Origin of the sequence: Acetobacterium sp., from assembly GCF_036508315.1 — a bacterium.
In the GTDB taxonomy this organism is placed as follows: Bacteria; Bacillota; Clostridia; order Eubacteriales; family Eubacteriaceae; genus Acetobacterium.
This window is the reverse complement of the sequence record NZ_DATCHP010000112.1, coordinates 14,779-37,258: the sequence shown is the minus strand read 5'-3', so window position 1 is coordinate 37,258 and position 22,480 is coordinate 14,779. Positions and strand designations below refer to the sequence as shown.

25 protein-coding genes are annotated in these 22,480 nt (G+C 38.4%); 16 read left to right on the top strand and 9 right to left on the bottom strand.

The window, feature by feature from the left end; genetic code table 11:
- Positions 1–108: 108 nt before the first annotated feature.
- Positions 109–1,170, bottom strand: coding sequence for a DUF3089 domain-containing protein (locus VIK44_RS13560; protein ID WP_331554427.1), 1,062 nt, complete (start codon positions 1,168–1,170; stop codon positions 109–111).
- A 232-nt stretch (positions 1,171–1,402) separates the two neighbouring features.
- Here VIK44_RS13560 and VIK44_RS13555 point away from each other — a divergent pair, with 232 nt between their 5' ends.
- Together VIK44_RS13555 and VIK44_RS13550 are read left to right on the top strand one after the other, a co-directional pair.
- Positions 1,403–1,744, top strand: a complete 342-nt coding sequence (locus tag VIK44_RS13555) for a zinc ribbon domain-containing protein YjdM (RefSeq protein ID WP_331554426.1) — start codon at positions 1,403–1,405, stop codon at positions 1,742–1,744.
- A gap of 68 nt (positions 1,745–1,812) precedes the next feature.
- Complete coding sequence (locus VIK44_RS13550) at positions 1,813–2,391, top strand: hypothetical protein (RefSeq protein ID WP_331554425.1); 579 nt, start codon at positions 1,813–1,815, stop codon at positions 2,389–2,391.
- A gap of 95 nt (positions 2,392–2,486) precedes the next feature.
- Here VIK44_RS13550 and VIK44_RS13545 read toward each other — a convergent pair whose 3' ends face one another.
- From VIK44_RS13545 to VIK44_RS13535, 3 genes are all read right to left on the bottom strand, one after another.
- On the bottom strand, positions 2,487–4,838 hold the full coding sequence (locus VIK44_RS13545) for an ATP-dependent DNA helicase (RefSeq protein WP_331554424.1): 2,352 nt from the start codon (positions 4,836–4,838) through the stop codon (positions 2,487–2,489).
- 161 nt (positions 4,839–4,999) lie between these two features.
- Positions 5,000–6,169: a putative sulfate/molybdate transporter gene (locus VIK44_RS13540; protein WP_331554423.1), complete on the bottom strand. Its 1,170-nt coding sequence runs from the start codon at positions 6,167–6,169 to the stop codon at positions 5,000–5,002.
- Positions 6,170–6,216: 47 nt separating this feature from the next.
- A complete protein-coding gene (locus tag VIK44_RS13535; protein WP_331554422.1) occupies positions 6,217–6,459 on the bottom strand; it encodes a hypothetical protein in 243 nt (80 codons plus the stop codon).
- 277 nt (positions 6,460–6,736) lie between these two features.
- Here VIK44_RS13535 and VIK44_RS13530 point away from each other — a divergent pair, with 277 nt between their 5' ends.
- The 5 genes from VIK44_RS13530 to VIK44_RS13510 all read left to right on the top strand — a co-directional run bounded on the left by VIK44_RS13530 (position 6,737) and on the right by VIK44_RS13510 (position 10,883).
- Entirely contained in the window at positions 6,737–8,233 is a 1,497-nt protein-coding gene (locus tag VIK44_RS13530; protein WP_331554421.1) for a metallophosphoesterase family protein, read from the top strand.
- Between the two features lie 158 nt (positions 8,234–8,391).
- A complete protein-coding gene (locus VIK44_RS13525; protein WP_331554420.1) occupies positions 8,392–9,150 on the top strand; it encodes an MFS transporter in 759 nt (252 codons plus the stop codon).
- Positions 9,151–9,306: 156 nt separating this feature from the next.
- A complete protein-coding gene (locus tag VIK44_RS13520; RefSeq protein ID WP_331554419.1) occupies positions 9,307–9,879 on the top strand; it encodes a flavin reductase family protein in 573 nt (190 codons plus the stop codon).
- Between the two features lie 193 nt (positions 9,880–10,072).
- Complete coding sequence (locus VIK44_RS13515; protein ID WP_331554418.1) at positions 10,073–10,228, top strand: hypothetical protein; 156 nt, start codon at positions 10,073–10,075, stop codon at positions 10,226–10,228.
- A 109-nt stretch (positions 10,229–10,337) separates the two neighbouring features.
- Positions 10,338–10,883 (top strand): cysteine hydrolase family protein, encoded by a 546-nt coding sequence (locus tag VIK44_RS13510; protein WP_331554417.1) that lies wholly within the window; start codon positions 10,338–10,340, stop codon positions 10,881–10,883.
- Between the two features lie 41 nt (positions 10,884–10,924).
- Here the strand turns inward: VIK44_RS13510 and VIK44_RS13505 are convergent, their stop codons facing one another.
- From VIK44_RS13505 to VIK44_RS13495, 3 genes are read right to left on the bottom strand one after another with little or no spacing between them, the layout of a single operon-like run.
- On the bottom strand, positions 10,925–11,440 hold the full coding sequence (locus VIK44_RS13505; protein WP_331554416.1) for a flavodoxin domain-containing protein: 516 nt from the start codon (positions 11,438–11,440) through the stop codon (positions 10,925–10,927).
- Between the two features lie 24 nt (positions 11,441–11,464).
- Complete coding sequence (locus VIK44_RS13500; protein WP_331554415.1) at positions 11,465–11,851, bottom strand: FMN-binding protein; 387 nt, start codon at positions 11,849–11,851, stop codon at positions 11,465–11,467.
- Positions 11,852–11,863: 12 nt separating this feature from the next.
- Complete coding sequence (locus VIK44_RS13495) at positions 11,864–12,328, bottom strand: MarR family transcriptional regulator (protein WP_331554414.1); 465 nt, start codon at positions 12,326–12,328, stop codon at positions 11,864–11,866.
- A gap of 186 nt (positions 12,329–12,514) precedes the next feature.
- On the opposite strand from VIK44_RS13495, the gene VIK44_RS13490 reads away from it, so the two are divergent.
- From VIK44_RS13490 to VIK44_RS13470, 6 genes are all read left to right on the top strand, one after another.
- Entirely contained in the window at positions 12,515–13,276 is a 762-nt protein-coding gene (locus tag VIK44_RS13490) for a Mut7-C RNAse domain-containing protein (RefSeq protein WP_331554413.1), read from the top strand.
- Positions 13,277–13,404: 128 nt separating this feature from the next.
- A complete protein-coding gene (locus tag VIK44_RS13485) occupies positions 13,405–14,046 on the top strand; it encodes a TraX family protein (protein WP_331554412.1) in 642 nt (213 codons plus the stop codon).
- Positions 14,047–14,178: a TraX family protein gene (locus VIK44_RS14280; protein ID WP_414637085.1), complete on the top strand. Its 132-nt coding sequence runs from the start codon at positions 14,047–14,049 to the stop codon at positions 14,176–14,178.
- Between the two features lie 15 nt (positions 14,179–14,193).
- On the top strand, positions 14,194–14,598 hold the full coding sequence (locus tag VIK44_RS13480; RefSeq protein WP_331554411.1) for a DUF3795 domain-containing protein: 405 nt from the start codon (positions 14,194–14,196) through the stop codon (positions 14,596–14,598).
- 89 nt (positions 14,599–14,687) lie between these two features.
- The gene (locus VIK44_RS13475) at positions 14,688–15,779 is read left to right on the top strand and encodes a radical SAM protein (RefSeq protein WP_331554410.1); all 1,092 of its coding nucleotides are present in this window, start codon (positions 14,688–14,690) and stop codon (positions 15,777–15,779) included.
- A 331-nt stretch (positions 15,780–16,110) separates the two neighbouring features.
- Complete coding sequence (locus VIK44_RS13470; RefSeq protein ID WP_331554409.1) at positions 16,111–16,491, top strand: hypothetical protein; 381 nt, start codon at positions 16,111–16,113, stop codon at positions 16,489–16,491.
- A 204-nt stretch (positions 16,492–16,695) separates the two neighbouring features.
- On the opposite strand, the gene VIK44_RS13465 is transcribed toward VIK44_RS13470, so the two are convergent.
- The gene (locus tag VIK44_RS13465) at positions 16,696–16,896 is read right to left on the bottom strand and encodes a DUF1858 domain-containing protein (protein WP_331554408.1); all 201 of its coding nucleotides are present in this window, start codon (positions 16,894–16,896) and stop codon (positions 16,696–16,698) included.
- 327 nt (positions 16,897–17,223) lie between these two features.
- Between VIK44_RS13465 and VIK44_RS13460 the strand changes: the two genes are divergently transcribed.
- The 3 genes from VIK44_RS13460 (at position 17,224) to VIK44_RS13450 (ending at position 20,709) form a co-directional block, all read left to right on the top strand.
- Positions 17,224–18,057, top strand: coding sequence for a PPK2 family polyphosphate kinase (locus VIK44_RS13460; protein ID WP_331554407.1), 834 nt, complete (start codon positions 17,224–17,226; stop codon positions 18,055–18,057).
- A 254-nt stretch (positions 18,058–18,311) separates the two neighbouring features.
- Positions 18,312–20,207: a molecular chaperone HtpG gene (gene htpG / locus VIK44_RS13455; protein ID WP_331554406.1), complete on the top strand. Its 1,896-nt coding sequence runs from the start codon at positions 18,312–18,314 to the stop codon at positions 20,205–20,207.
- 133 nt (positions 20,208–20,340) lie between these two features.
- Positions 20,341–20,709 carry an HsmA family protein gene (locus tag VIK44_RS13450; RefSeq protein ID WP_331554405.1) on the top strand — a complete coding sequence of 123 codons (369 nt, stop codon included), beginning with the start codon at positions 20,341–20,343 and terminating at the stop codon, positions 20,707–20,709.
- 150 nt (positions 20,710–20,859) lie between these two features.
- Here the strand turns inward: VIK44_RS13450 and VIK44_RS13445 are convergent, their stop codons facing one another.
- Positions 20,860–22,392, bottom strand: coding sequence for an ABC-F family ATP-binding cassette domain-containing protein (locus VIK44_RS13445; RefSeq protein WP_331554404.1), 1,533 nt, complete (start codon positions 22,390–22,392; stop codon positions 20,860–20,862).
- Positions 22,393–22,480: the final 88 nt, after the last annotated feature.

Sequence of the window (22,480 nt, the reverse complement as noted above, 5' to 3'; positions counted from 1 at the left end):
ATTAAAAGGACTGAGCCCTGGATAATACAGAGTTCAGTCCTTTTTCGCATTGTTTTTAAGATGGGTTTGTTTTCAGCAAGCAGTTGAATCCATTATTTACGGACTGGATTATTTATGATCCTTGAGGTAATTTTGGGTTCGCAATGCTGCGTTTGTCTGGATATCGTAGTAGTAGAAGGGGAAATCAAAGGAATGAAAAACTCCTTTGCCAAACATTGCATTTCCCGGAGCATAGGTATTGACATCCACGGTGCTGCAAATGATAACACCCTTGGCGGTATCCACCTGGGCATCAGCAAAATTCTTCACAACCATATTGGTTCCATCAGGATTTTTAACCACAGAACCGTCCGGATTCAATTGGAGTGAACCCAGGTTATCTGATGCAGGTGCCACTGTTTCGTCGGTGGTCCAGCTGATGGGGTTGATCGCCTTGGCACCGGGGGTAACTACACCATCGGTTCCTTCAATGGTAGGGGCCTGGGTGTTGTATGAAACAATAACCCCGGTGTCACCAGCGCCTGTGGCAAATTTAAGGTGGGGATTCTGGGACAGATAATCATCGGTGACGGAATAGCCAATGACATAGGCAGCAATCATGCGATCATTTACCTCAGGGTGTTCTTTCATGTATTCCGACAGAATATAGATCATCACATTGGAACCCTGGGAATGACTGGCTAAAATAAAGGGTCGGCCATTATTATAATTCTTGATGTAGTAGTCAAAGGCTGCCATAGCATCGGTGAGGGGAATGCCTTTGACAATATCCTGTTGTTCACCAACGGACATGGCAAGGGTTGAGCCGGCATCATCCTGGCGATAGTAGGGGGCATAGATATTGGCAGTGTCTGAAAAGGCAGTGGCCTGTCTGTCAAATGCCAGCTTTGATTGCTGAAGCATGACAGGGTTATCAATGTCACAGACAATCGGGTCGGATGCATTCACCTTTGCCCAGGCTGATGGATAGAGGTAAAATACATCCACGTCTTTGTTGAGCTCCGTGGGCAGGTTCAGCCAGTGGTCACCCTGGCTGTAATCCGTTGCCTGGATGGCAGTGGAGGTTTCCGTTTGGGCCGTATCTTCATTTGTGACCGTGCTGCATCCGGCAACAGCCAAACAGCAAAATATAACAGTGAGTGATAAAAACAGGTATTTTGTGATCTTCATTTTTTTCTCCTTTGTTGATTTTATTGTACTTTTTAAAATATCGTCAAAAGCCGGGAAAAGCTTAGAGTTTTTTTATGTAATCCCTTGAGAATAAACGTGTTGATATCGATCAATTGTTAATCAGTTGTATGCCTGAAGGGTTGTTAATATGAGGATATTATGATAATATAAAATCATATAAGAAAGAACTTATATTGTAGTATTAACAATTATGAATGGAGAAAATGAAATTATGGTTGCGTTACCAAATTGCCCAAAATGTAATTCAGAATACACTTACGAAGATAGAGATCTTTTTGTTTGCCCTGAATGCGCTTATGAGTGGACTTTAGAATCCAAAAACGAAGAGTGTGAAGAAGAAAAGATTATCAAAGATGCAAATGGAAATGTCTTAAATGATGGTGATACGATCATAATAATCAAAGACCTTAAAGTAAAAGGAAGTTCATCAGACTTAAAAAAAGGAACAAAAGTAAAAAATATACGTTTGGTTGATGGGGATCATAATATTGATTGTAAAATTGATGGTTTTGGAGCGATGCAATTAAAATCAGAATTTGTTAAAAAGTCATAAATGACAGTGACAGTTTGAAAGCATCGATTTAACTTGGCTTACTAATAATTGAAATAGGGGAGGTCTCTATGATGCTTTTTCGTAACTTCAACGCCCCACTCTGGGAGATATTCGCCGGCAATCTGCTGCTTTTGTTTTGCAGCTTATTTTACCTTGCCTGGTGGGTGGTTACCTTTCGTCCGAATTCATCCGGTGGGCCGGTTGGCGTGTTCTGCATCGTGGCCGCTTTTATCACAGGAATTGTTGCGATTGTTCTGTTGTCTGGCGGTATTAGCTTGCTTTCGCAGAGTTCAGAAAGTATACCGGTGATGTTCATTCTGCTGGGCGCTGTCGCTTTATTAATCGTTCTGGTTCTGGTCACGACCATGGCATTTCACCGGATAGTGACTTCGGAGCTGATAATAATACTTATCTGGGCAGCATTGGAGTTGTCCGTGATCACTGTGCTGTACGGCACAGGGCGCTTTGGCTCGGGATCTGCGGTGACACTGGCAGTCCTTGTGGGAATTGCCACTGTCGTCAGTTTGATCTGCTACGTACTTTATTATCGTCTAGACGAAATTGTAAGTTACTGGGTCGGAATGGTTCCTCTAACAGCGGCTGGGCTAGCAGTAGCGGTTATCCTGGGAGTTTTAGCGGTTTCATAAACAGATGAAAAAAAATATGGAGACCTTAACAAGATTTTTAACGCTGAATTAGAAAGGCTGCAAACAGACCATATCGATTATTATTTCTTACATACTTAGTGGGTTTCCCAAAAGTTCTTTAACCCTTTTTCCAGTTCGCTGAAATTTCTGACTCTGGTATGGGGAAACCATTCCTTTGGAAATAATTGAAGATAGCTTCGATTACTGAAACGTTCATCAATGAGTAGTATAATCCCCTTGTCCGTTTCGGTTCGAATGACTCTGCCCGCAGCCTGTAAAACTTTATTCATTCCTGGATACAAATAGGAATATTCATACCCGCAGTTGTTTTTTTCATTAAAATAGTCCCTGATAATATTTCTCTCAAAACAAATCTGAGGCAAACCAACGCCGACAATAATCGAACCGATTAATCCATCCTGTTTCAGGTCCACTCCTTCAGAAAATATCCCTCCCAAGACGCAAAAACCCAAAACACCATCACTGGTATCCGACCTAAATAAATTTAAGAATATTTCCCGATCTTCCTCATTCATATCAGCCGATTGTTTAATGGTATAAACATCCGGATAATGTTTGGTAAACACATCAAAAACGTTATTCATATATTTATAGGACGGGAAATAAACAATATAATTGCCCTGTTTTTGATTTAAAACGGATTTTATGGATTCGGCAATGGATAAAAAGGATTTATCCCGATTCCTGTATTTCGTTGATATATTATCAGAAATCAGCAATGCTCTATTATTTACATCAAAAGGGGAGGGAAAACTGATTTTATAACTGTCATTTCCGCCACCCAGAATTTCTAAAAAGTATTCAATGGGTGATAGGGTTGCCGAAAAGAAGATGGCGGCCTTGCCACGCTTAATCACTTCACTCAGCAGGTAGGATGGATCCAGACAGAACAATTTCAGTTTAGTATCATCTTGACTGTTTTCAATGGTTGTCACGTATCGTTCATCGTAGAACTCGGAAGTTCTCATAAAGGTTAATGCATTAAAGTAAAGTTCCAGCAGCTTCTCATGGCCTTCATTTCCTTCGTTTTTAACCAGCCATTCTTCGGATTCTTTGATGAATTTCATGATTAAAGGATAGATGTCTTTAGGTTCGTCCTTCTGAATGCAGTGATGTTCATCTTCAACTAATTTCCTCATTTCGATCATAAATGAATTCAATTTACCCAGGGACTTGGCGATTCCAGGGTTTTTATCCTTAAACATTTTTTTCAGCTCAAGCATTGGTTTTTTATCGAGTTCGGCAGAAAACATGGACCTGGCACGATCAACCAGATTGTGGGCCTCGTCAATAAGAAAAGTATAGTCGCCACCATTTTCTGAAAAAAATCGTTTGAGATAGACTCTTGGATCAAAAACGTAGTTATAGTCGCAAATAACACAATCTGACCATAGGGTTAAATCCAGGGAAAATTCAAAGGGACAGATTTTATGCTTCCTGGCATAGTTTTCGATAACCGGCCTGGTGAAATAATTTTCATGCTGCAAAGAATCAAGAAGTGCGAGATTAACACGATCAAAGTGACCTTTGGCAAATTCACAATGCTCCGGATCGCAAATCGATTCCTCTTTAAAACATAATTTATCTTTGGCGGTAAGGGTGACAGTCTTGAATTCAAGACCTTTGTCTTTCATTTTGGAAAACGTTTCTTCAGCCACTTCCCTGACTATGGTTTTAGCTGTGAGATAAAACAGTTTAGAGGTATGACCTTCTGCCATTGCTTTTATTGCCGGAAACAATGTTGATATGGTTTTCCCAATGCCTGTTGGAGCTTGAATAAATATTTTTTTATTTTCAACAATGGTTTTATACACGGAAACAGCCAGCTGCCGTTGGCCCTTTCGGTATGTCTCAAAAGGAAAATCCAGGGATTTTATTGAGAGATCCCTTTTAGTAACCCAATCCCTGGTGAGACTTGCCCAAACGAGATATTTATCCATGAGATTAAAAAAGAAGGTCTTTAATTCATTTTGCTGGAAATGTTTGATAAACTTTTTTATCTCATCCGTTTCCAATTGATAATAGGTAAGCTGGACAGCAATCTCTTCAATATTATTTTGTACACAGTAAATAAAGGCATAGCATTTTGCCTGTGCCCAATGGGTTTCATTGTAATTTTCTTCAATGTGTTCCAGGGGTCTGTTTGTGGATTTTATTTCGTCAACAATCGCAAAATCATCGTTGGTGATGATGCCGTCTGCACGGCCTTCAATCCTAAAGTTGAAGCCCTGATATTCTACCCTATATTTTAAGGTCACTTCAGGAGTGTACCCTTTATCTTTATTCTCCTTTTGAATTTTCTGATGTATCCTGGTTCCTTCCAAAGCCCTTGAATTACTCATAAATTGAGAATCAATATCACCGGAACGAAGTATGAATTCTACCAGGTTTCTAACGGATAGTTTTATTTCTGGTTTGCTCGTCATTTTATCACCTTAAAATATTTTGTATACTCATTGAATTTATTTTATCATTAAAGTATAGGACAATTGCTTTTTTTCATCCCCGTCTTCCTACCGGACATGAACTCATTTAAAACGATTTTTGCAGGCTGTTGATTTTTATCTGTTCCTGCGCATCTTATTTGTTATACTTTGAAAATTTTTCTCTTTAGCATCTCCTGCATGATCAAACCTGCAACAAACCCAATTCCGATATTCCATATAGAAAAACCAGCGGTAATCAATAAGACATAGTAATCACCTTTATCTGAGCCGACATCACGAGCTGAGACTGCCAACTCCAATCCGGCAAAGAATAGAACGACACCCAGTACACTTGCCGGGAAGATGCTTAACAGCAATAAAAATGAACTGCTGAAACATAATCCAACAATCAGAAGTATTCCCCCTAAAATAATAAGGGATCCCCCGGTGCGAGCGCCAAACCGAACATGTCCAGCCATCCCTCCGGCACCGTGACATACTGGAATTCCACCGAAAATCGGGGAGAATAAATTCATAATTCCTTGTGTAATCGCTATTTTATTTTCGGTGACTGGATGCTCTGGAAACAGTCTGTTATTTTCTTGAGTGATTGCGATTACAGCGTTTCCAAGGGTTAATGGAATCTGGGGAATACCCAGAATCAGGATACCTTTAAAAAAATCCGAGTAAGTAATCTGACCTAAAGAATACTGAGGAAGTCTGAAATCAAAATGGACATTGGCCAATTCTTTGATCAGTTCGGGATTTCTAATAAGACCAGCTGCAATTCCGAAAATGATTAAGACAAACATGGCAGGAATTCGTTTGTTTGTTAAAAGGAAAAATGTGAGGGCCAGACCAATCACAGCGATTAAAAAATCCGTTTGCATCATTTTTGTTCCCTCGATGATAAAAATCAGTCCAAGTCCCAGCATGATGCCCCTAAGGACCGGTTTCGAAGCTATTTTAGAGATGGAGTTCAGTTTGCCTGTGAGTCCTAAAATTAACCAGAAAAGCCCGGTAAAAATTCCAGCTCCAAATATCATGCCGGAAGTGATCGCGGCTCCACCTGCGATTGCGGCGCCTCCAATGGCTTTCATTGGCTGGACAGGAATGGGTGTTTTATAGTATAAACCTGACCCGATCAAAAGAATCCCAAAGGTAAAAAGAACACCTAAGGGATCCAGCTTTATTATGCTGATGTATCCAACAATAAATGGGATCAGTGTTCCGAGATCGCCAAATGCACCCGCCCATTCGGACCGGTCATATCGATTTCCCGGAGGCTTCTGTTTTGGGTTTTTTTTATTATTCATGTGTATTTTATGCATGTGAAAGCCTTCCTAATCAAAATTTCTTCTAAAAAATTTGGCTCAAATCAAATTCTATAATCCGTCGAATTTAAGTTAATATGGTTCATGATTTCGTCTGCGCAACTTCTTTTTCGAAGGAGTTTGGCCATGATTTTCATGGAAGAGTCAATGCAGGGAAAGAACATCCGAAATCTGGAACAGAGATAGCTGAGAATATCCTCGCCGCCCTGCCAGGTAATCTGGACATCTGTGCCGGGTGATGACTCCAGTAATTGCCGGATATAAGCGTCAAGAGTATCTTCGTCCATTAGTAGGCTTTTATATTATATCATCTTTTTGCTTTATTTCATAATAGGATTCTGGAGGATTAAACGTAAAGTCATTGTTGAAATCGGGAATAAATGCTAAAATAGATGAAAAGCAAACCAAAACTGTAATGAGAAATTATGCAGAGCATCTTGATGAAAAAAGCAAAATTAGAATCCCGAGACAACTTGAAAAAAAAGAGTGGTATCTAATTGTTTATGAACGGATTAGTCCTTTGTGTTTTCTAAAAATTAAAAAAGCTGAGAAGGAAGTATAATTGTGAAAATCAAGAAAATAATCAATATTACAATGCTTATCCTGTGTTTGTGCCTAATTGCTGGTGTCGGTGCATTTTGGTATAATGCCGTCAATGCTTACAAAATCAGCAATGATTTTGTAAGCGTTCCACTTCAGTTCAATCCTGATGCCGCATCTTCTGTTTATCAAACACAGAATGCGCAAATTACGGTTAACGGCGGTTTTGTAAAGGGGATTCAAAAAGATGAAGATGGTACCCAAAGTATTGTTATCAGAGCATTATCACCGCTGCCGTCCATAACGGTGACCAGTAAAGCGGCTACTGCGGTTTCGTTATTGGTTGAAAATATAAACCCGGATTTTTATGCAAAGAGCATTGTAGGCAACAACCTTCCCTTGACAAAAGTGACGGTGAATACAGTACAGTTGAACATAGCTGCAAATCCCGAAGAAACCATAAAAATTGATCCGGTCCAACCAAGTGGTGAAGATAATACAGGGCAATCTAAATACATTATTCTCGGTGATAATCGTGATGGATATGATATTTTTGGTCAGATTATTCAGCAGGTCAATGGCGAAAATCCTGTATTTGTAATTGACAACGGGGACCTGGTGTTCAGTGGAAAACCTAATCAGTACAGACTCTTTGACAAAATGGTATCAAATATCTCAACAACACTCTGTACCACTCTGGGTAATCACGATATTAGGGGCAATGGGCGCAGCACCTATACGATGCTCTACGGTCCGGCGTATTATTCCTTTGATTTTGAAAATAGCCATTTTGCGTTTATCGATTCATCTCCCGGATGGAGTGAAAAACAGGCAATTACTGACGAACAATACGCATGGCTTGAAAAAGATTTGAGCAAGGCACAGGGTAAAGATATTTTTGTTATTACCCATATACCGCCTCAAGACCCAAGAAGCGGTGTAACTGCCAATGAAATTCCGAACTTTGTAAATAAAATAAAAAGCGGAGACAATTTTCTGGAGCAGAAATTAGATAACTACAATGAAACCAAGGCTATGAATCATGGCTTCCAAGACCCCCAGGAAGCGGAAAAGTTTGAAAATCTCATGAGTACATATCATGTGGATACGGTTTATCTATCCCATATTCACAGCTATTTGGAATATACAAAAGCTGGCGTGCGCTATCTCATTACCGGAGGTGCCGGTGCAGAGTTGTTAACCAAAAACAGTTATTATCACTATATGATTGCAAAAATCGGAGATATTAATACCACCACTATGGTTGAATTGCCCTCACCGGCAAACAACTATATTACCAGATATACGGCAACTGCACAACTTTTTTCCGAAGCCTTGTATGAAGAAAATCCGATTGCAGTTGTGTTTATCATTATAGGATTCATACTGCTACTATTTTTAGTGCTTATCAGGATTTACTTATGGAAAAAGCAGCCCCTTGATACTTTATGGAAATGGATAAGTGATATTGGTAAGTATGCGGTAAAACGGTTTAAAGAATTGTTTAGTAAGGAAAGGTAAAGATTAAATTATGTTATCCGAGTCTGCCGCTTAACCAATTGAAATATTCCTGATGATTTCAGCAGAAGCACAGTGGATCTAAAGAATGGATGACAGGGTGACAGCACCGCGACAAGAATAAAATGGGGAAGGCCTTCGGGATTCATAAGGCCTTGGATATGGCGGGCTCCGCTCTGGGGATTTTCATTGTTTATATGCTATTGTCAAAAGCGAATGGAAATTTTGACTACAAGACCCTGTTTGCTATTTCCATTATTCCGGGAGTAATCGGTTTGGTTATCTTATTATTTGTCAAAGAAAAAAAGGAACACCGGGAAATTAAAAGGGAACCTTTTTGGAAAAATGCAAAAAATCTGGATGGTAACCTAAAGCTTTACCTGGTGGTGACATTTATTTTCACATTAGGCAACTCGTCCAACGCTTTTTTAATCCTCCGGGCAAAGAGCATGGGCTTAACTGATGCCAATGTCATATTCCTTTATTTTATATACAATCTCTCAGCCGCACTGTTCTCGGTGCCTTTTGGAAACCTGTCGGACAAGTTCGGAAGGAAGAAAATTTTGGTTTCAGGCTATATCACCTTTGCCCTTGTTTATTTTGGCTTTGCTGTTGTATCAAATACCGGTGTTCTGTTTATTTTATTTATCATGTATGGCCTTTACACCGCAATGACCGCAGGTGTTGAGCGGGCCCTGATTTCAGAAATTTCACCCGTCTGTTTAAAAGGCACCATGCTGGGGCTTCAGGCCACAATTGTAGGGTTTGCCCTGCTTCCTGCCAGTGTCATTGCAGGCCTTTTGTGGAATGCATATGGCGCCCAGGCACCTTTTATTTTTGGCGCGGTGCTGTCACTTCTGGCAGCCTTTCTGCTGATTATTCTGATGAATCGAAACCATCAACAGCCTTTGAAAAATTAAGCTGAATAAAAAAACCTCACGATTTAATGGTATTTTGACAGCATAATGCTAGTTAAAAAATTTGAAAATGTTGGCGGTTATCTTGACAAACATCAGTATTTATTTAATAATATATACATATAATGGATTTTAAATTAACAAGGAGGAAATAGCATAATGAAAAAATCTTTAGGCGCAAAAATATTCGCATTGCCGAGTCCAGTATGGGTAGTAGGAACTTATGGAGAAAACGATGTTCCTAATGTAATGACCGCGGCATGGGGGGGGATTTGTTGTTCTGACCCACCATGCGTGACGGTATCCTTGCAAAAACAACGGGCCTCTTATGACAACATCATAAAACGAAAAGCCTTTACCATTAGCATACCCTCTAGCAAGCAAGTTGCTGAGGCTGATTATGTCGGCATTGTCAGTGGCAAAAATACGGATAAATTTGCTAAGGTGAGTTTAACCGCGGTTAAGAGTGAACTTGTTGATGCCCCTTATGTTGGAGAATTTTCACTGATTTTAGAATGTCGACTCATACAGACTGTTGAACTTGGTATACACACCCAGTTTATCGGTGAAATTGTCGATGTCAAGGCTGATCATGATGTCCTCGACGAAAAGGGTATTCCATCTTTGGAAAAAGTATCACCTTTTGTATTCAGTGCAGCCGATCGAGGGTATTACCAGATAGGGGATCAACTCGGACAGGCCTTCTCAATTGGAATGAAGTTTAAAATTTAAATGATGGGAAAAACTATGTATTGAATGTAATAAAGTTAAAGGCACAGGATTCTATTTGGAATCCTGTGCCTTTTCAAAGAATAGTATCAATTACTTGACATGCTTGCGGTAAAAAGTGCGATGGCACCGACAATTAGTTTCGCACATTGATGGGTATTAACAGAATATAAACAGATAGCAAGCCTAGCGTGCATTGGCAATTAGCTATCTTATTAGGGGGGGAGAAACATTAAACGACCGGGTCATTATTGAAGTCGCTGAGTCGGTAAATATGGATTCCCTGGTTACTGAATTATTAGAAAACCCCAATGTATTAGTGCCAGAATTGAAGGGTTATCCTATTGTCTGAAGGCATACGGATTCAAATTGTACCAAGGGCAGTGCTGCATCAGGTGCAACCGAACATCCATTTATTAGAAATTAATACCGCGGTCAAATATTTATAAGGAGTCATTGCAATGAAAAAAATACTTTTAGTGATTGATTATCAGAATGATTTTGTAGATGGGGCACTTGGCTTTCGAAAGGCGGTTGTTCTGGAAGATGCCATTGCCCTAAAAATAGGGGAGTACCGAAATAACGGTGATGAGGTCGCCTTTACCTTTGACACACATATGGAGGATTATTTAAACACCCGGGAAGGTAGAAGCCTTCCTGTTTCTCACTGCATCAAGGGAACAGAGGGCTGGCATCTGTATGGAAAAATAGCCACACTTTGCCTTGAAACAGATATGCGCTTTGAAAAAAATACCTTCGGGTCTTTGGAGCTGACAGGTTATCTTGCGCAGAATAAGTATGACAGCATTGAGCTTGTGGGTGTTGTCTCCAATATCTGTGTCCTTTCCAATGCTGTGCTGGCAAAGGCGGCGTTGCCGGAAGCTGAGATAGTTGTAGATGCTTCCTGCACTGCCAGTAACGATGACCAGCTAAACGAGGAAGCTTTAAATGTCATGGAAAGCCTTCAAATTAAAGTGACGAATAGGAGCTGCGGCAACAAAAGATAAATAAAAAAGTCGTATGATCAAGGCTTGTTTCAATTAAATTTTCATGGAGTAACAGTGTTACAAGTCGGGACCACCATCTGGAGTATGGTTTTTGCCATTTTTGCAATGTTTTCAGGCAGTGGTTCTGTGGGTGGCTTATTTTCTTTTGCAGTGGCTTTTTTCATCATAGCGGTTAATAATTTATGGGAAAGTTTCATTTTTTCAGTTCTTAACTCGCCACCAAAATTTTCGATTGAAAGAGCACTTTTTAACAGGGATTCGGGAAATGCATTTTTAATATTGGTATCAAAATTTTCAGGAATCCCGGATGAGACAAAAAAGCCAAGGTTTTTATTTTTCAATACCTCTTCATTTGAAATGCAGTATTCTTTAATTTTTTTCTGGATTTGTCCCATATAAATAGATCCGCCGATTAAAATGGTATCATAGTCTTCTAATGAGGGTATTTTATCTTTGGCGTTTACAAGAAGGACTTCTCCACCTAAATCTTTGGTAAGCTTTGTCGCACACTCTTGAGTGTATCCATAGGTGCTTCCAAATAATATCATTGTTTTCATGAATTTTATTCCTCCTGAATGTTTTTATTTTATTAAAGCATTTTCAATAGATTTTAAATAGGCTTTACTGGTTACCGTTGCACCGCTGACAGTGTCTACTGTTGTATTCTGTTTTTCAATAACAGCTTTAATAATTGTATCCGTGACTTCCGGATTATCAAAATTAACGGTTTTAACCACATTAATTTGAGTTATCTTTTTATCGCTTACGGTGACCGCAACAGTGTTGGTCCACCGTCCACTTTCATAACTTCCCGGATAAGTACCATCTTGAATTTGAGTGAGATCCACAGCATTAATCGCTAAATTTTCACCTGTTTTTAAGCCACTGGTAATGTATAATAGACCACTTCCGATAATCACTGCAAACACACCGACAATACACCCAACAATAATCATTGCTTTCTTCATTTGTACTACCTCCTATTTAATTCCTGTTTCCATTTCGGTCAAATTAAATAACATTTTTTCGAGAAGTAAACGAGTTGTTGCCATTTCTTCTTTCGAAATTCGTTTAAATAATTTTCGTGTGAAATTATCAGCCTTTAATTCACTTTCTTCTGCAAATGCAGCTATCCGATTGGTTAATTTAATGCGTACGACCCGGGCATCATTCTTATCTTTTTCTAAGCTGAGAAAGCCCTTTTTCTCAAGTTTTAAAGCCACCTGTTTCACATTTTGATGGGAGCTTCCCATTGCCTTAGCCACTTCTTTGATGGAGGGATCATATTCAAAAGAATTTTCAACAACAATGGTAAGTAACCATTGTTTCGTGGTTAAATCATGTTCTTTCAATTCTCGGCCAAGCAGAGTGTCCATCTGGTTGGCAACGACTAAAATACTGCCGAAAATAAATTTTCTATCGGTCATCGATTCCAATTTTTCCATAAATTACCTCCGGTATCTATTAAGGTAATATATTACCTTAATAGATAATACATTACCTTTCTTAATGTGTCAATACTAATTTTAGAATATTTTATAAATGATAAGCGTCACAAATATTTTCTTGAACCGTTCCGGGGGATCTGTTAACATGACAATAGATAATTAAATGGGGAGTGAACTAAAAACATGAATGGTATTACCATACGTTTTTACGGAGAGTTGAATGACTTTCTTCCACAACAACAGAAATATTTGAGTTTCAACCATTTTTTCAAAGGACAGCCTTCTGTTAAAGATTTGATTGAATCATTGGGAGTTCCTCATACAGCAGTGGAGCTGCTTCTCATTAATGGAAAATCCTCGGACTTTTTGTACCAGCTTCAGGGTGGGGAAAGGGTAGCTGTGTATCCGATTTTTAAAAGCCTTGATATATCCACAGTGTCACATGTACGGCCGGCTCCACTTAAGGAATATCGTTTTACATTGGATGTTCATCTTGGCAAACTGGCAGCAACTCTTCGGATGGTGGGATTTGATACACATTACAGTAATAACGCTTCCAAGAATCAACTGGTCAACGATGCTGCAACTGAATCCAGAATACTGCTGACCTCCGACAGAGCATTGCTCATGCGAACAAAAGTGGTGTATGGCTATATGGTCAGGTCTCGGGACCCTGGCTTGCAGCTCGTCGAAGTGTTGACCCGGTTCAATCTGGTTGACAAACTTCTCCCTTTTGTGAGATGTATGGCATGCAATGGTGCTTTAAGGTCTGTCTCAAAGGCGGAGGTCTTATCCCGTCTGCCGAAGAATGTCCGGGAGTCTTTGGACGAATTTCAAGAATGCTCGGACTGCGGCCGCATTTACTGGAAAGGAACCCATTACAAGCGCATGAATGATTTTATCAGGCAAGTGAAGGAAAAAATAAAAATGGATGAGATTCATTAATCCTGATTTAAGGTGAAGTTTACTGCTTATGACTGAAAAATCCGGAAAAACAATCCATGTCTCGGTGAAAGTCTGAAAAAACATAAAAAGTGTTGTTTGGGAAAATAGTTCGTAAGGAGTTTGACAATATGACTGGTACGACCTTGAAAATAATTGCATTAGTATTGATGCTGCTTGATCATGTGGCTCAATTTATTCCAGGAACCCCTATTTGGTTTCATTGGCTAGGAAGAATTTCAGCCCCACTATTTATGTTCTGTATGGCTTGGGGATTTTATTATACCCGTAATCGCAAGAAGTATTTATTGCGAATGTATGGTTTTGGAGTTGGTATGGGTATTATTGACATAATTTGCAACAGTATCTATCCAGATGCGGTGTCTCCAATATACAATAATATTTTTGTGACCTTATTTTTGGTTGGAGTCATTGTCTGGTTAATCGAATATGTAAGAATTGATAAGAAAAAAGGAACACTGTTAATTATAATATTTGCAGTTTACCAACTGATCACCACTGCAGCATGCACCATCGCCAGCCAATTATCCTCGTTATATGGCATGGGAATGTTTGCCGGAGCTATTTCGGCCAACCTGATTTTCAATGAGGGCAGCTTCATTTTTGTTTTTCTGGGCATATGGTTATACTTTAACAAAGAGGATAAGAAACGACTTATTATTGCCTATGGTAGTTTCTGTCTTGTTTATTTTGCCTTGGAATGGACGTCAACCCCCGGAATAACGGCCATGTTTTATCAAAATTTTCAATGAATGATGATTACCACACTGCCATTGATGCTGCTGTATAATGGGGAAAAGGGGATGGGGCTAAAATATTTATTCTACATCTTTTATCCCCTGCATATTGTATTGCTGTTTTTTATTGGAAACATTTATTTTTAAAAATGAGGTGATGAAATGAGCGAAATGAGAGCGGAACTAATTGCTCCCTGTGGTATGAATTGCAGACTTTGTATGGCCTACCAAAGAGAAAAAAAACAATGCAAAGGATGCAATAGCAATTCAGGATATAAGACAAACAGCTGTCTGAAGTGCATTATAAAAAATTGTCCGACCATTCAGAATAATGGTTCTGGATTCTGCTATGAATGTGATAAATTTCCTTGTGCCAGACTCAAACAGTTAGATAAACGATATCGAACCAAGTATCATATGAGTATGATAGAGAATCTTAAATTTATTAAAAACAATGGAATAGATGCGTTTTTGCAGCAAGAGGAAAAAAATGGACCTGTTCAAACTGCGGCAGCATTATTTGCGTCCACCGTCATCTTTGTCCGACGTGTCAATCCGAATATATAGAACAACCATAATCGAGGGTGATTCATGGCGATTATTTTTTTTATTCTATTAACAGTAAAAAGAATTTGCGCTAAAGGAGAAACAAACTAATGAATGATCATTTTGACCTTGCAAACTATATGAATGAATCCACTGAAATAATAATCAGGGATGTCATAAAATCAACTTTGAAAAATCCAAGAGAAACGGCTTTTCTTCTAAAATACAGAGAAATAAGTAAACGTAATTTTCGCAAACGAAAATCCTATGAAGCATCCGGCCAGCATATTCCCACATTTCTTATTTCCAGCATTACCAATGCCTGCAACCTTTTTTGTAAGGGCTGTTATGCCCGGGAAAATGGTATGTGCAATGAAGAGGAAGCTGTCGAATTAATGACAGCAACCCAATGGTTGGACATTTTTAACCAATCCCAAGACCTGGGTATTTCCTTTAATTTACTTGCCGGTGGCGAACCACTTTTGAGACGAGACGTGATTCAGGCTGCTGCCAGTGTGAAAAATACCATTTTTCTAATCTTTACCAATGGAACCGTGATTGATGAGGATTATCTAAAGCTTTTTAACGCCCGTCGAAATTTGATTCCTGTTTTAAGCATTGAAGGAAGTCAGCCTACCACAGATCAGAGGCGAGGGGAAGGAACCTACCAGAAACTTTTAGCGACCATGAAATCTCTGGATAAACATAGGATATTGTTTGGAGTGTCTATTACCGTTACAACAGAAAATATGAATGAAGTCACATCCAAGGATTTTTTAGATGTTTTAGCCAAACTTGGCTGCCGAATTGTATTTTTTATTGAATATGTTCCGGTTGACCCAACAACCGATTATTTGGCTCCTGGAGAAAAAGAACGGTTATTTATGGAAGACAAACAAAACACGTTAAGAAAAGTTTATGATTCCATGGTTTTCGTGTCTTTTCCAGGAGATGAGAAATATATGGGAGGCTGTCTCGCCGCCGGTCGCGGGTTCTTTCACATTAACCCCAATGGATCCGCCGAGGCTTGCCCTTTTTCTCCCTATTCTGATCGAAACCTCAAAGAATACTCCATGTTAGAGGTTTTGGCATCCCCATTTTTTAAAAAATTGCAAGAGGAAGAATTGGTGGGTGGCGAACACAATGGTGGCTGTGCTTTATTTCAACATGAAGATCAGGTCAAATTATTGTTAAATTCATGAAAGACTGCGTGGTGTTCTAAAAATGCAATTGAATATGCAGATAAAACAGCCAAAAGAAAACAATATCATAATCCTGAGATCAAATGTTCTGATCTTATGTCATAATGATAATTTTATTAACTCGTATAATAAGGATAATATAGATTAATTGATTTTAAGCTTCAAATATTTTTAAAATATTTTTATTTTGTTTCCAATTTATATAAATTTCATGTAATCATTGGGAATTTATGATATACTCGCAATAATAGGTCAAGGAAATCCTTTAAATCACTGATCATGGTTTGATTAACGTCGATTTCCCTTTTAAAATTTAGAAAGGAGAATTTATATGGAAGCAATTAGCTTAACTGCCAGCAAACTTCAAGGTTCAGCCGCAACCATAACAAAAAATGTTGAGGATGTTAGGGTGAAAACTACTAAAGAAGGCAATAGTGGACAAAATTCCGTAAATGAGGCAAACAGTTATAATAAATATGACACCCTGGAACTGTCTCAGGATTATTTGCAATACAAGACAAAAAGCGAAAACAGTGCAGTGACAAGCGATGTGAATCAATTAAACGCTACGATCACCCAAATGTTTGTCAGAAAACCACCTCAAGAAAGTAGTGATGCCGAAATAAAAAGCAGGCAGGTTGATCAGGAAACATCAAATCAACCGGAAAATTTGAAAACCACAAGCGAACTGCAAACCACCAGTATTATATAAAGAGGCAGAAAATCATTAAGCCACGTACAAAAATAGAAATCAAGTGTCTAAAAGAAACTAATTATTAAAGAGCCAGCGAGCATTAAAAAAACGTTGGCTTTTTTAATGCGAAAATAATGTTAAGAGTAAAAATCGCTGGACACGAAAAAAGAGAACCCCATGGGTTCCCTTAAAGTCCATCCTATTAATGTTTATTTTGCTTTTTTAAGAAGCAATAGCTGCGTTAAGTTTGTCTACGAGAGCGTCGACACTGGTATTATGAACAGCACAGGCTTCTTCCAGTGATTCCTTCTGTGAAGATGGACAGCCAAGACAGTGCATACCAATTTCCAATAAAATAGGCGCAAGGTCAGCGTCCATTTGCAATAATTCACCGATTAACGTACTTTTTGTTACTTTTTGCATAAAAAACCTCCTGATTTCTTTTATAAAATAAAATTATTTTATTTCTTCACGAAAGATAGTATAACATAATATTGCTTAAATTAAGATAAGATTATTTGTTATTTTGAAATATTTTTTTGTTGTCATAAAATAGCAAAACAAGTACAATGAAAAGAAATAAAGAAATTGTACAGATGTGACCTTCCATTTTTGTGAAAGCTGCAAATAATATTTTATTGGCGCCGAAATAAACTAGGGGATAATAGATCCACACTGGCAAAAATACGACTCTCTTTTGTTGTCGAATTTAGAAAATTAATAATTAATGAATAAAATGGAGTAACTTAAATGATAGAAAAATACACGATCAATTCCAATCATCACAAGGTAAGTCTCAAAGAGTTTAGCTCAAAAGACACTGACAAACTTTCAAAAAAAGATGTTAAAAAAGAATACTGTGAGTTGCAAAAAAAATTCAGCGAACTTCAGGAGGTTCTTTATGCGTCTAAGAAATATGCACTGCTCATCATATTACAGGGCATGGACTGCAGCGGTAAGGATGGGACGGTTAAAAAAGCATTAAGCAGCGTGAATCCCAATGGGTTTTCTGTAGAAAGTTTTAAGGTACCAACACCTGCAGAATTAGGCCATGATTATCTTTGGAGGATACATAAGGAAACACCAATGAAAGGGAACATTGTGGTGTTTAACCGGTCATACTATGAAGATGTTCTGGTTACCCGTGTTCATAAAACCATTGATGATGACACTGCTTTTAGACGATTCAAAGAAATAAATGCATTTGAAAAATATCTTGTTAATAATCACACCATTGTATTAAAATTATTTTTGCATATATCAAAGGATTTTCAACAGAAAAAGTTGGAGAGTCGGTTAGAGACACCGGAAAAACGTTGGAAGTTTTCAGATGATGATTTAAAAGAGCGGAAATTTTGGGATAATTATCAGGAATGCTATGCAGATGTACTTTCCAATTGCAGCACAAAAGAAGCCCCATGGTATGTGATCCCTGCAAATCACAGATGGTTTCGGGACTATATTATACTGAAGACGATTGTGAAAAGATTAGAGCATTTAAAATTGGAATATCCAAACTTAGAAGGCGGTATTCAGGATCTGATACAGGAAGTGAAGGATAGCACTGGAAAATCTGAAGATTAAAGGGCGAGTATCCAATCATTGAAAAGTTATGGATACTCCTACTACCAGAAATCCAGGGTTTATGAGCAAATATTTTTTAAGAACCAGCCGGAATTAATACAGCGGTGGCTTTTTTAACCTTAATATTTAAGAAAAAATCCATAAAAATCATAAACACTGTTGACACAGTGGATTATTATTATTAAAATAGAGTTATTGGCACTCAATCAATAAGAGTGCTAACACAATTACATTATTTTGAAAGGGCACAACCAATGGAAAAAAAACAGTTTAAATCAGAATCAAAACGTCTGATGGATTTGGTGATCAACTCAATTTATACAAACAAAGAGATTTTTCTCCGTGAATTGATTTCAAACGCTTCGGATGCAATCGATAAAATTTATTATAAGACGTTAGCAGACAACGACAAAAATTTCAACAAGGATGACTATTACATTCGGATTTTACCGAACAAAGATAACCGAACCCTGGTTATTGAAGATACCGGTATCGGTATGACCGAAAAAGAACTGGAAGAAAATTTAGGAACCATTGCTAAAAGCGGCTCCAGCGATTTCAAATCGGAACAGGAAATGGAAAAAGAATTTGATATCATTGGACAGTTTGGGGTAGGTTTTTATTCGGCCTTTATGGTTTCTGATAAGGTTGAAGTGGAAACAAAATCCATGGATGAAAATGAGGCGCACTATTGGGTTTCCCAAGGGGCAGATGGTTATTTCATTGAAGCTGGTAAAAAGACATCCCACGGCTCGAAAATCACCTTGCATCTAAAGGAAAACACAGAAGATGACAATTACGATGAGTATTTAGAACCGCAGCGACTTCAACAACTTGTGGAACATTATTCCAATTATATCAGTTATCCCATTAAAATGGTGGTTGAAAAAAGCCGGATAAAAGAAGAAACAAAAGATGCCGAAAAGCCGGAATACGAAACGTATCTGGAGGATTCCATTCTAAACTCAATGGTTCCCATTTGGCGAAAAAACAAGAATGAGCTGACGGATGAAGATTACCAGAATTTCTATCATGACAAACGCTATGGCTATGAAGAACCTCTGGCACATATTCATTTGAATATCGAAGGAGCCATGAGTTACAAAGCCATTCTCTATATTCCGGGACAGCCGTCCTTCGATTACTATACCAGGGACTATGAAAAAGGTCTGGAACTTTACGCTAACGGTGTGCTGATTATGGATAAATGCGGAGAACTTCTTCCGGATTATTTCAGTTTTATAAAAGGGGTAGTGGATTCTGAGGATTTATCCCTTAATATTTCCCGGGAAATGCTCCAGCAGGACCGACAGCTTCGTCTCATCAGTCGTAAAATTGATTCTAAAATTTCCGAAGAACTCAAGAAAATGTTGGAAAATGACCGAGAAAAATATGAAAAATTCTTTCTGGCCTTCGGGAATCAGTTAAAGGTGGGAACCTATGACCACTGGGGACAGAATAAAGAGAAACTCCAGGACTTCATGCTTTTCTACTCATCCAAAGAAGGAAAATTGGTGACCTTAAAAGAATACCTGGACCGTATGCCTGAGGATCAGAAGTATATTTATTATGCCGCCGGAGCGACGGTGGAAACCATCGAAAAATTGCCCCAGGTATCCATTGTTAAGAGCAAAAACTTTGAAATCCTCTATCTCACTGAAACTATTGATGAATTTGTCACCCAGACACTTAAAGCCTATGGGGAAAAGGAATTCCGTTCAGTATCAAGTGATCAACTGGGATTTGAAGAATCCAAAGAAGATGAAACAGAAGCTAATAATGAGATAACCGAAGCCGATGAAAAGCTTCTTTCAAAAATGAAAGAACTGATTGGAAATGACGTGGTGAAAGTTAAAACAACCACCCATCTAATGGATGATCTGGTCTATCTTTCCACTGAAGGGGATCTCTCCATCGAAATGGAAAAAACATTAAACACCATGCCTCAGGGTGGCAAAGTGTCAGCTAAAAAGGTATTGGAAATCAACAAAAACCATCCTGTATATGAAAAACTGAAAGAATTTTATGAAAAAGATGAGGGTCAGCTCAAACTTTATACGGAATTGCTTTATAATCAGGCAAGACTCATTGCCGGACTACCTATTGATGATGTGGTAACCTTCACCCAAAATATCAGTAAACTGATGTAAAAATAAAAGACGTTTTGTGTTTTATGCAAAACGTCTTTTATTGAATTCACATGAAGGCTGTGCTTTATTCCAGCAGGAAGATCTGATAAAATCATTTATTGAATTTAAAAATGGCATCGAAGGAGGTTTGAAAATGTTGACCTATGCAATTACATTCATTAGTTTGGCGTGTCTGCTTTATACCATTGGTGTATGGGCAGAAAAAATCCAAAATAAGTTAATGGGTTGGCATGTGTTTGTTTTTTGGGGTGGTTTCATTTTTGATACCTTGGGTACCAGTGCCATGGGCATCTTATCCGGTGGGATTTTTCAAGCCAATTTTCACGGGATCACAGGGATGATCGCAATCTTACTCATGCTTTTTCATGCTATTTGGGCGTCAATTGTTATCATCAGAAAAGATGAAAATATGAAGTTGAACTTTCACAAGTTCAGTATAGTGGTGTGGATCATTTGGTTAATACCAATGGTATCCGGGATCATATACGGCGTAACCATTTAAGTCGTATATAGAATTAGAAAATGAATTCGAGGAATATTTAAGATGCCGAGAATAAATCGATTTTATCTTAGCATATACAATAGATCAAGGGCATAAAAAAGCAGCGAACCATTGGTACGCTGCTTTTATTTCATTTGGAATAAAAACCGGTCAGTTTTCTATATTGATAATTTCATCAGCCCAATCTTCATAAAACAAGGCTTCATGAGATACCATAATAAGACCGCCCTGCCAGTTTATAAGCTCTTTTTTCAATACTTCCTTTGCATCCGCATCAAGGTGGTTTGTGGGCTCATCGAGAAAGATGAAATTACATTGAGTTAACATTAAATTACAGATTTTCACTTTTGACTGTTCACCACCGCTAAGCGTGGATACCGACTGTTGCATGCTTTTTGCTTTTAATCCGCACTGGGCCAAATTCCTTCTGATCTGACTTTGAGACAGCTTGTGAAATTCATCGGAGACAATTTGTATAGGGGTTTGAAGGGGATTCTCCCAGTTCAGATCCTGTTCGAAATATCCGGTTTTCAGATTATCCGCAAATTTGAATTTTCCGGAGATCGCAGGGATCTGATGTATTAATGTTTTAAGCAAGGTTGATTTGCCGATACCGTTGAATCCTGTGATTACTATTTTCTGACCTGATTCGACCTTGAAATTTAATTTGGATATAAGGGGGTAGTCATAGCCAATTTCCAGATCTTTTACTGATAAAGATCTCTGAGCTGAAATTGGTAATGCATTAAATCGAAAATTTGGCTTCGGGGCTGATTCAGGTGGAGCAAGCCGCTCGATTTTATTAAGCTGTTTTTGCCTGCTTTTTGCCATATTTGCAGTGGAAGCCCGGGCCTTGTTTTTTGATATATAATCTTCAAATTTCTTAATTTCTTTTTTTTGGGATTCAAACTCCCTGATATAACTTTCTTTTCTGAGACCTTTGAGTTCAATGAACTTTGTAATATTTCCGGTATACTTTTTGATTGTACAAAACTCGATGTCGCAGATGCAGGTGGTAATCTTATCAAGAAAATCAAAGTCATGGGAAATTACAAGAAATGTTCCCTCATAGGCCCTTAAATAGTCTGTCAGCCAATCCACATGTTCTTTATCGAGAAAGTTAGTTGGTTCATCCAATAATAATACATTGGGTTCTTCAAGAAGCAGTTTTGCTAAAATGACTTTTGCCCGTTGACCACCGCTGAGTTTGGCAATTTTGCTGTCCATTCCCAATGCGGTAATGCCAAGACCATCGGCAACTTTTAAGATGCTGCTTTCAATTTCATAAAAACCGGAATTTTCCAAAAGACTTTGGAGGTCAGCAGCCTTATTAAGGGCCTTTTCACTGCTGTCATCCACCATGTTTTCATAAATTTTACTCAACTCGGCTTCAGTGTCATAAAGCTCGAAAAAAGCAGTCTTCAGATAGTCAAATACCGAAATTTCCTTGTCAATTTTGGCATGCTGATCCAGATATCCGACTTTGATGCCTTTTTGCCAGCGAATTTCACCTTCATCCGGTATAACTTCTCCGATGAGTGAATTTAAAAGTGTGGTTTTGCCTGTGCCGTTTCGTCCCACAATTCCCATATGTTCACCCTTATAAAGCTCAAAGGAGGCTTCCTGATACAAAGCCTTGTCGCCAAAAGAGTGTGATACATTTATAACGTCCAATAATCCCATAAATATTTCTCCTATATTTGAATACAACCACAAGAAACGCGTATTGCGAGTTTCTTGTTTTGTCCGCGGACAGTCCCAAAGTACGCGC

Bases quoted from the DNA above. Each gene is read 5' to 3' on its own strand.
- VIK44_RS13560 (WP_331554427.1), bottom strand. From the start codon at position 1,170: ATGAAGATCACAAAATACCTGTTTTTATCACTCACTGTTATATTTTGC.
- VIK44_RS13555 (WP_331554426.1), top strand. From the start codon at position 1,403: ATGGTTGCGTTACCAAATTGCCCAAAATGTAATTCAGAATACACTTAC.
- VIK44_RS13550 (WP_331554425.1), top strand. From the start codon at position 1,813: ATGATGCTTTTTCGTAACTTCAACGCCCCACTCTGGGAGATATTCGCC.
- VIK44_RS13545 (WP_331554424.1), bottom strand. From the start codon at position 4,838: ATGACGAGCAAACCAGAAATAAAACTATCCGTTAGAAACCTGGTAGAA.
- VIK44_RS13540 (WP_331554423.1), bottom strand. From the start codon at position 6,169: ATGCATAAAATACACATGAATAATAAAAAAAACCCAAAACAGAAGCCT.
- VIK44_RS13535 (WP_331554422.1), bottom strand. From the start codon at position 6,459: ATGGACGAAGATACTCTTGACGCTTATATCCGGCAATTACTGGAGTCA.
- VIK44_RS13525 (WP_331554420.1), top strand. From the start codon at position 8,392: ATGGCGGGCTCCGCTCTGGGGATTTTCATTGTTTATATGCTATTGTCA.
- VIK44_RS13520 (WP_331554419.1), top strand. From the start codon at position 9,307: ATGAAAAAATCTTTAGGCGCAAAAATATTCGCATTGCCGAGTCCAGTA.
- VIK44_RS13510 (WP_331554417.1), top strand. From the start codon at position 10,338: ATGAAAAAAATACTTTTAGTGATTGATTATCAGAATGATTTTGTAGAT.
- VIK44_RS13505 (WP_331554416.1), bottom strand. From the start codon at position 11,440: ATGAAAACAATGATATTATTTGGAAGCACCTATGGATACACTCAAGAG.
- VIK44_RS13500 (WP_331554415.1), bottom strand. From the start codon at position 11,851: ATGAAGAAAGCAATGATTATTGTTGGGTGTATTGTCGGTGTGTTTGCA.
- VIK44_RS13495 (WP_331554414.1), bottom strand. From the start codon at position 12,328: ATGGAAAAATTGGAATCGATGACCGATAGAAAATTTATTTTCGGCAGT.
- VIK44_RS13490 (WP_331554413.1), top strand. From the start codon at position 12,515: ATGAATGGTATTACCATACGTTTTTACGGAGAGTTGAATGACTTTCTT.
- VIK44_RS13485 (WP_331554412.1), top strand. From the start codon at position 13,405: ATGACTGGTACGACCTTGAAAATAATTGCATTAGTATTGATGCTGCTT.
- VIK44_RS14280 (WP_414637085.1), top strand. From the start codon at position 14,047: ATGATGATTACCACACTGCCATTGATGCTGCTGTATAATGGGGAAAAG.
- VIK44_RS13480 (WP_331554411.1), top strand. From the start codon at position 14,194: ATGAGCGAAATGAGAGCGGAACTAATTGCTCCCTGTGGTATGAATTGC.
- VIK44_RS13475 (WP_331554410.1), top strand. From the start codon at position 14,688: ATGAATGATCATTTTGACCTTGCAAACTATATGAATGAATCCACTGAA.
- VIK44_RS13470 (WP_331554409.1), top strand. From the start codon at position 16,111: ATGGAAGCAATTAGCTTAACTGCCAGCAAACTTCAAGGTTCAGCCGCA.
- VIK44_RS13465 (WP_331554408.1), bottom strand. From the start codon at position 16,896: ATGCAAAAAGTAACAAAAAGTACGTTAATCGGTGAATTATTGCAAATG.
- VIK44_RS13460 (WP_331554407.1), top strand. From the start codon at position 17,224: ATGATAGAAAAATACACGATCAATTCCAATCATCACAAGGTAAGTCTC.
- htpG (WP_331554406.1), top strand. From the start codon at position 18,312: ATGGAAAAAAAACAGTTTAAATCAGAATCAAAACGTCTGATGGATTTG.
- VIK44_RS13450 (WP_331554405.1), top strand. From the start codon at position 20,341: ATGTTGACCTATGCAATTACATTCATTAGTTTGGCGTGTCTGCTTTAT.
- VIK44_RS13445 (WP_331554404.1), bottom strand. From the start codon at position 22,392: ATGGGATTATTGGACGTTATAAATGTATCACACTCTTTTGGCGACAAG.